Annotated in this window: 1 protein-coding gene (only partly in view); it reads left to right on the top strand. The window is 52.8% G+C overall.

Annotation, left to right across the window (positions count from 1 at the left end; genetic code table 11):
• Window positions 1-22 precede the first annotated feature (22 nt).
• Window positions 23-6,000: the 5' portion of an Ig-like domain-containing protein gene (locus EPO18_RS20115; RefSeq protein WP_292436620.1), read on the top strand. Its footprint extends 22,825 nt past the window's final position; 5,978 of the gene's 28,803 nt are visible here — the first part of the coding sequence; it begins with the start codon at window positions 23-25; the stop codon falls past the right edge of the window.

Below are 6,000 nucleotides of genomic sequence, written 5' to 3'. Positions count from 1 at the left end.
GCTGGTGGCCGGAACCTATTCTTTGCGCATCAATGGCCCGGCAGCCAATGGCTATAGCTTCCGTTTATTGAACTTAGCCCAGGCCACGGCCTTGACGCCGGGGATGTCGGTCAGCGGCCAGCTCAGCCCGATCAATGAGACCGACCTGTACCAGTTCGCTGTCACGGCCGGCGAACGGTTTTATTTTGATTATAAAAGTTCTTCAGGAGGCTATTATGATTATCGTCCTTACTGGTGGCTGTTGGACCCCAATGGACAGCTGGTGTTTGGCCCTCATACTCTCGAGATCGAAAAAGGACCGCTGACCCTGACCCAAACCGGTGCGTATACCCTGCTGATCGAAGGCCGAATCTATAATATAGGAGCAACCAGTAATTACAGCTTTAATGTGCAGAAAGTCACTGACGAGCAGTACCCGCTCACCATGGGCGATACCGTTACCGGCAGCATCGCCCATGCCGGACAGCGCGACTTTTACAGCTTTAGCCTGGGCGAGGCCAAGCAGCTTTACTTCGACTCATTGACGAACAATAGTAGCTTCAACTGGACACTGATAGGTCCTAGAGGGACGGTAGTCTCAGCAATGGATTTCACCAAGAGCGACTCAAATTATCCTAATGGTTCAGCCATTTATGACCTGGTCGCCGGCGACTACACGCTGACCATTGACGGCAATGCCGACATGGTCGGCAACTACAGCTTCCGCGTCTTGGACGTCGCTCAAACCACGCCAGTGACACCGGGGATCGCGGTCAGCGGCCAGCTCAGCCCGGCCAATGAGACCGACCTGTACCAATTTAATGTCATAGCCGGTGAACGGTTTTATTTCGATTCTAAAAGCTTTTCAGGCAATTATTGGCCCTATTGGCGGCTGTTAGATCCCCATGGTCAAGTCGTGTTTGGACCAGTTCGTTTCGATAGCGACCAGGAACCACAGGCCTTGACTCAAACCGGTGCGTATACCTTGCTGATAGAAGGCTCTATTTCTGATGCGGGCGCAACCAGCAATTACAGCTTCACAGTGCAGAAAATCACCGATGAGCAATACCCGCTCACGGTCGGCGATACCGTTAACGGCAGCATTGCCCATGTCGGGCAGCGCGACTTCTACAGTTTTAGCCTGAGCGAAGCCAAACAGCTGTATTTCGATGCCTTGAGTAATACCGCTACCAATTGGACATTGATTGGTCCCCGAGGGGCGGTAGTCTCAGCAATGGATTTCACCAGCAGCGATTCAGGTAATCTCTATGGCTCGGCCATTTATGACCTGGTCGCCGGGGACTACACGCTGATTATCGACGGCAATGGCGCCATGGTCGGCAACTACAGTTTCCGCTTATTGGATATAGTCCAAGGAACGGTCATTACCCCGGGCACTGTGATCAGCGGCCAGCTTAACCCGGCTAATGAGACGGATATTTACCGGTTTAACGCCACAGTTGGCGAGCAATATTATTTTGACTGCCAAACGCTATCAAACACCACCTATTGGCGTTTGTTGGATCCCTACGGCCAAGTCGTATTCGATACCAGTTATATGAACTTTGACTTTGATAAAGGCCCGATACTCTTAGTGCAAACCGGCATTTATACATTATTGGTGGAAGGGGACCTTTTCAGAACGGGCACCACCAATTATAAATTTAGCGCCGTGCAGGTGCCTAAAATCGCCAAAGTCATGATTACCGGTTTGGGAAGCGAGCCGGGACCTGATTTAATCGTCCGCAACTTGGCGGTTGCTCCGGTTGAGACGCAACTAAAATCGGGCGGGCAGGTCGTATTGAGCTGGGAGACCTTTAATAACGGCAACCAAGAAACTGTATCGGCGTGGCAAGATCGGGTAATAGTCCGCAATGTGTCGACTAACGAAATCATCGCCAATTACTTGGTCAATTACGATGACATCGGCACAGCGCCTTTGCAAGCGGGAGCCGGACGCAACCGACAAATCACCATTACCTTGCCGGAAGGCAACAGAGGCTCGGGGGATTTGTCTTTTCAAGTGACGGCGGACGTTGCTAACAGTGTCGCCGAAACCGGCACGACCGGCGAACAAAACAATGCCGCCATCACCACCATCCAGGCAACATTGTCCGCTTATCCCGATTTAAAATTGGGTTCGTTAAATATTGAACCGCCTGGCGCCTGGGCGCCAGGCACTGCGGTGACGTTGAACTGGCGGGTCAGCAACACGGGCGATGCCGATATTACCAAAGCATGGAAAGACCATTTGCAGGTAAGGAACCTGTCGACCGGTCAACTGGTTGCCAGTGCAGATTTGCCCTATATCCCTTCAGTCGACGGCACCTTGGCGGCAGGTGGTTTTGTCGACCGCGCTTATACTTTGACTTGGCCTACAGGAGTCAATGCGGCCGGTCAGTTTGAGTTTGTGATCGGCACCGACTACAACGCGGACATCTTTGAAAACAACCTGCAAGATACCGCCGAAACCAATAACACGAGCATAACTACTATCGCTTCCGGCCCCGACTTATTGGTCAAGAACCTACACATAGACCAAACAACGATCTATGCTGGCGGATTGATCGCTTTAGCATGGGAGACTTGGAACGAAGGTCAGTCGGTTGCGCCTGCCGGGTTTAATGAGCGGATTGTTATCACCAATAAAACCACAGGCGAACAACTGCTTAATACCAGCATTGCTTACGATATTACCCAAGCGGGAGCGGGGATGATTGCTTCGGGCGAGTTCAGGAATCGCAGCTTTAATTTCCGGCTTCCCGATGGCTTGCGCGGCGTAGGCGAAATCGAAATTCGTGTGGTCACCAACCAAAATGGGGCGGGGCAAAGCGCATTATTTGAAACTAACCCTACCAATACTGCAAGCTCCAACAATAGCGCCAATATCCAGACCCAATCCTTAGCTGTTCCTTACGCGGATTTGCAGGTGGCGAATTTTACCGCACCGGTCAGCGGCGTAGCCGGAGAAGCCATCAATGTCAGTTGGAGCGTTGCCAATAACGGCAACCTTGACACGCCGGCCGCTTGGAATGACCAGATAATCATCAGCACAGACAGCGTCATCGGTAATGGTGATGACGTGGTGATTGGCACTTACCGTCATAACGGTGCGCTTAAAACGGGCGAGTCCTATACAAAATCGGTTTCCGTCAATTTGCCCTATAAACCTGCCGGCAGATATTACTTGGCGGTTAAATCCGATAGCGGTTTGGAAGTATTGGAGCCGGATACGCGTGCCGACAATACCAGCTTGGTATCGGCAATAGACGTACAGACTCCTTACGCCGATCTGACTGTTGTTAATGTGACTGCGCCGGAAAGCGCATTAAGCGGCGAAAACATCCTGATCACCTGGGAGGTCAACAACAACGGTAATGCCAAAACCGATCTCGCGTTATGGAACGACCGCGTGGTGTTATCCAGCGATGCCAGTTTGAGCAGCGATGATATTATCCTGTCCGGTTCGATTACCCATGCCGGCCAGATAACGGCCGGACAAGGTTATCTCGGCAAAGCCACGCTGACTTTGCCGAGAGACTTGATTGGCGACTATTACATCCTGGTTGATACCAACACCAACCGCACCGTGACCGAAAACGGTTATACCGCGAACAATATCGGCGCTAGCGTTGCCAAACTGAGTATCAGTTTAGCGCCGGTCGCCGACTTAAGTGTCGGTGATGTGAACGGCCCTTCGATGCTTCGTCCTGGCGAACAGGCAACAGTCAGCTACGCCATTTCTAACTTGGGGAATACCGTAGCGGCAGGTCCCTGGCGCGACCGGATCTACCTGGATACCGGAACCGGCGGCTTGCAGGAAGTTGCCAACAGCTTCTATCTGGATACCCTCCAAGCGGGAACCAGTGAAACCAGAACTGTAACGTTTACATTGCCAGCGGGATTTGCTGAGGGCGATTTCCGTTGGGTGGTAAAAACCGATACCGATAATACGATTTACGAGCGGACTGCCGAAGACAACAACGCGGCGAGTTCGGCCGCAACCGTCCGTGTTGCGCGCATCGATCTTGCGGTGACCGGATTGACCGGTCCCAGCCTGATCGAATCAGGATCAAGCGTTCATCTGGAGTGGACGGTAGTAAACAACGGCAGCAATGCTTTAGGCAGCTGGGTTGACCAAGTATTCCTGTCCAAAAACGGCGTCTTAACCAAAGTCGCCGAAATAGCCCGAAACGGTCAATTGGCAACCGGCGAAACCTATACCGCTGCCGCCGACTTTTTAATTCCGCTTGAATGGAACGGCGAATACGAAGTGGTCGTTGTTGCCGATGCCAAAAAGATCTTTGATGATCGTCTCCAAGACAATAATCGTTTGTCGTCGGCTCTGACTATCGATTTAGCCGCTTACGCCGATTTAACAGTCACTGAAATTCTTGCGCCAACGCGGGTGATTGATGATCCAGCGCCCGTTGATATAACTTGGACCGTTACCAACCAAGGCACAGGCGCCGGTAAAACTTCCACCTGGATGGATCGCGTGGTGCTGTCCAAAGACAGTACCTTTGGAAATTCCGATGATGTTGTGATCGGCGAATATCTTCATGATGGCGCTGTTGCGTCCGGCGAATCCTACAGCCGAAGTGAACGGATTTTGTTGGGGCCAGGAACGACGGGCAGTTATAAGTTGTTCGTTGTCAGCGATGCCCGAAGCGGCGTTTTTGAGAATTACCTTGAGAGCAATAACGTCTTGCAAGCACCTCAAAACCTGGACGTGATGCCGATTCCCTATGCCGATTTACAGGTGGAATCCGTCACCACGCAAGGCACCGCAGCCAGCGGCAGGCCGCTGAGCATCAGCTGGGAAGTGGTCAATAACGGCATAGGCATTACCAACATCGACAGTTGGAGCGATAAAGTTTGGCTGAGCCGCAATGCCGACGGTACCGGCATCGTTGCCGACTTCGGCGCTGCCAATCATATCGGCAAACTCGCAGTCGATGGCCGCTATACACGCAGCATCAATGTACTGCTGCCCGAAGGCATTGTGGGTAATTTTTACGTTAATGTCAGTACCGGCGGGCCGTTCGAGTTCATTTACGATAAAAACAATACCGGCAGATCGGTATCGATTCCTGTCGAACTGTCCCCATCGCCGGATTTGCTCGTCGAAAGCATTACCTTGCCTTCTGCCGCTAACGAAGGCGGCTTGATCGACGTGACCTGGACGGTGGTCAATCAGGGCGATGCCGCCGCCTCAGGCTTATGGGTGGATACGGTATTGCTGGTGCCGGTCGGAACTACCGGCCCGGCCGTTACGCTGGGCAGCTTTACCTACGATCGCAACCTGGAATCGGGGATTCGTTATACCCGTACCGAACAACTGCGCTTGCCCGCTAAAATAGAGGGCTTGTACCGCATTAAGGTGATCTCTAACGCCAACCTCGGCAAGAGCGGCAATCAGGTCTACGAATATGGCGCGGCAAGAGATAATAATGTTTTGGATTCCGTGGGCACAATCCAACTCAGCCTTAACGACCGTCCGGATTTGCGGGTAACTTCAGTTATAGCGCCGGAGCATGTCACCGCCGGCACGGCGGCCGGTATCCGTTACACCATCAGCAACCAAGGGCCGGCTGCGGCTACCGGGCGATGGACCGATAAAGTCTACCTGTCGCTCGACGGTAACCTGAGCGCCGACGACAGGCTGGTCGGGCAGTTTGAGAATGGTTCGGCGTTGGCAACCAGCGAGAGCTATGCCAACGAAACCGGCATGGTCGATATTCCGATCTCATATCGCGGCGACGCCTACCTGATTGTAGTTGCCGACGGTAACAACAATGTTGACGAGTATCCGAATGAAACCAACAACGTCAGGGCCACACATTTTTATGTCGATCCCGTACCTTTCGGCGACTTGGTCACCAGCGATGTCGTAGCGCCGGACCAAGCCGTGCATGGTTCCAGTATTGAGGTCCGCTACAAAGTCGGCAATCAAGGCAGCGAGACAACGCGGGGCGAGGCCGCTTCAGTCAATAGCTGGACCGACAGCATTTGGCTGGC

Source organism: Methylobacter sp. (assembly GCF_004322395.1).
GTDB lineage: Bacteria > Pseudomonadota > Gammaproteobacteria > Methylococcales > Methylomonadaceae > Methylobacter_A.
Note: the sequence above shows the minus strand (reverse complement) of the source record. Positions and strands in the feature narration are given on the sequence as shown.